1 protein-coding gene and 1 pseudogene are annotated in these 2785 nt (G+C 41.3%); both read right to left on the bottom strand.

Features of this window, described 5'->3' with window-relative positions:
* Positions 1-417: pseudogene (locus GMD1S_RS07025) on the bottom strand (hypothetical protein); the annotation flags it as partial.
* A gap of 2 nt (positions 418-419) precedes the next feature.
* The gene (gene recJ / locus GMD1S_RS07020; protein WP_044135680.1) at positions 420-2636 is read right to left on the bottom strand and encodes a single-stranded-DNA-specific exonuclease RecJ; all 2217 of its coding nucleotides are present in this window, start codon (positions 2634-2636) and stop codon (positions 420-422) included.
* Between the last annotated feature and the right edge of the window lie 149 nt (positions 2637-2785).

Below are 2785 nucleotides of genomic sequence, written 5' to 3'. Positions count from 1 at the left end.
GCCTTGTTTCTTGCCTTGTTTCTTGCCTTGTTTCTTGCCTTGTTTCTTGCCTTGTTCTGAATCTATTTTTAAACAATTAGAGGTATGTTTATGTTTATCTTTACTTCCCATTTGTTCATAATTTAATCCAACATTCAATATTGGTCTAACTGAGTCACGTTTTTCTTCCCTATATTTTGTATTTTCATTCTTTAGAGTATATACAATCAAATAACTCCCAATAATTGACCCATAATAAGCTAACCAATCAAAGTCTATTGTTTTTCTCAAATTAATACCAAAATCTTCAGTTCCAAAGTGCGTTTTTAAAACAATTTTTACAACAGCATACAATATAGGTAAAAAAGACACAAAAAAGAATATTACTATTACTTTATCTTTAACAATCCAGCTTGAAATTTTCTTTAAAGACTTCATGATTATCCTTTCAAAAAATCATACATTTCTTGCACTGTCCCCAGCGCCATCATTTCTTGATCTTTGACGGTTTGTTTAAGTTTTTGGTATATCTGACTTTCTCCAATCTCCCTCTTTGGCGCTTCTTTATTGACTGTCATGACACCATCTTTGATCGTCACAAAGCCCAGCTCTTCAAATACTTGAATCATCTTGACCAGCAAGATTTGTTGGATATTGAGATAAGCCGCCAGATCCTTCAGCTTGTAGCGAATATCAAACTCTGGAAACTGGTAAATAGTCTTGTACAATTTAGCAAACTGTTCTCTAGTCCCATAACCTGTTAAATAGTAGGCCTTGTCTATGTCGTTTTTGAAATAGACCGCAGAGAAATTTTGTTCCTGAAAAATGGTCTTCAGCAAGGTAATATCTTCTGGAATAGTTTTCACAACAATCGCGTCGCTGGTCGCTAGATCTGGCACCTCTCCAGAGAAATCCAAGACCGGAACCCCTTCTGGCAAGACTGCGTTCTTCCCACGAATGTTAAAGAGTTGAACACCTTCCACACGCGCATCTACCATCATCAACTGCAAAGCAGTTTGCCCATTCCATTGGTTGACAGACAAGGTGACTGCCAATTCTAGGTTTTTTGTTTGGGCAAACTCTGTTGCCCATCTACCTTGTCCAAAGGCCACCACTTCAAAACTCGCCTCACCCTTGGAAATTTTTAGTTTGAGGTGGGCATTGCCTGCTCCCATAGTACGGGCACTCTCGACATGAAAATCCTTGATATAAAAGACAGGTTTCTGATTGTCCATTCCAAAGGGTGCCAAGCGTTCAAAACTTTTAACCGTTTCCAAGCTAAGAGTCTTCAAGTCTAGCTCTTCATCTAGATTTAACTTGTTCTTACCACTAGCATCTGCGCCTTTTTCACGGATATAATCTTCCAAAACCTGAGATAAATCTGTGAGTTTCTCAACTTCCAGCGTCATTCCAGCTGCACCAGCATGGCCTCCAAAGGCTATGAAGAGATCTCGATGGGGATCCAGAGCTTCAAAAATATCGACCGCTTCCACACTACGAGCACTGCCCTTAGCACGACCGTCCTCTATGTTAAGAACGATGACTGTCTGCCCTAGTTCTTCCAGCAAACGACCAGCAACGATACCCAGAACGCCAGGATTCCAGCCTTCCTTAGCCAAAACCTGGACCTTCTTCTCAGGATCCACCATGGTCTTAGCTTCTTCATAGATAGATTGTACAATTTCCTTACGCTCTTCGTTTTTTTGGTGAATCATAAGGGCAATCTCGTGAGCTTCCTCATCATCAAATCCAGTCAACAAATCAATGGCAGGATTGGGATCATCCAATCGCCCCAGGGCATTTAAACGAGGGGCAATCTGAAATCCAACCGTTTCTTCTGTCACTTCATTCGCAACAATCCCAGCCATGTCCAGCATTTCTTGTAATCCAATACGCTGGGTATGTCCCAACATCTCCAGACCATATTGAACCAAAATACGGTTTTCATCCGTCAAACTTACCATATCCGCAATGGTACCGATAGCGACCAAATCAAGCAATTCCACTTGCACTTCTTCTAAAAGGGCGCAAGCCAACTTGAAAGCCACTCCGCATCCGGCCAACTGTTTGAAAGGATAGTCCGCATCCGGATGCTCAGGGTGAACAATCGCATGGGCATCAGGAAGGGTTTCCGGCATAGAATGGTGGTCAGTCACAATGACATCCACTCCCATAGCCTGAGCTAGTTCAATGGCTTCATGACCCGCAACTCCATTATCCACTGTCACAATCAAGGAAATTCCCTCTTGCTCGATAAAATATTTATAGACACTGGCATTGGGACCATAGCCATCGGTAAAACGATTTGGCAAATAAACACGACACTCGGCACCAAGCTGTTCCAAACTTTCCTTCACAATCGAAGCTGAAGTCATGCCATCCGCATCGTAGTCTCCATAGATGAGAATGTTTTCCCCTTCTTCAATGGCCTGACGAATCCGTTCCACTGCCCTGTCCATATCATGGAGCAGATAGGGGTCATGTAAGTCCTCTAAAGAAGGTTCTAAAAACTTCTTTAGACTTTCTTCATCCTGAATCCCTCTTTCAAATAATAACCGAGCCACCTCAGGACCCAGCCCAGCCTTCTTGGCTATCTTTGTAAAATCCGCATCTTCAACCTGCGGGGCAAACTGCCATTCATAAGTAGGAGTTATCAAAAAAACATCCACTCTTTCTAAGAATTCTATCGTTTCATTATAACATGATTTAGGCATTTTCTCTATCCAGATTGCTTTTTTATAATATTTTAGTGAATTTTTTTCAGATATGATTTGACAAGAACATTCTTTTGTTGTAGAATCATGTT

This window comes from Streptococcus sp. GMD1S (assembly GCF_000296875.1).
Lineage (GTDB): Bacteria > Bacillota > Bacilli > Lactobacillales > Streptococcaceae > Streptococcus.
This window is presented reverse-complemented; position numbering and strand designations above follow the sequence as displayed.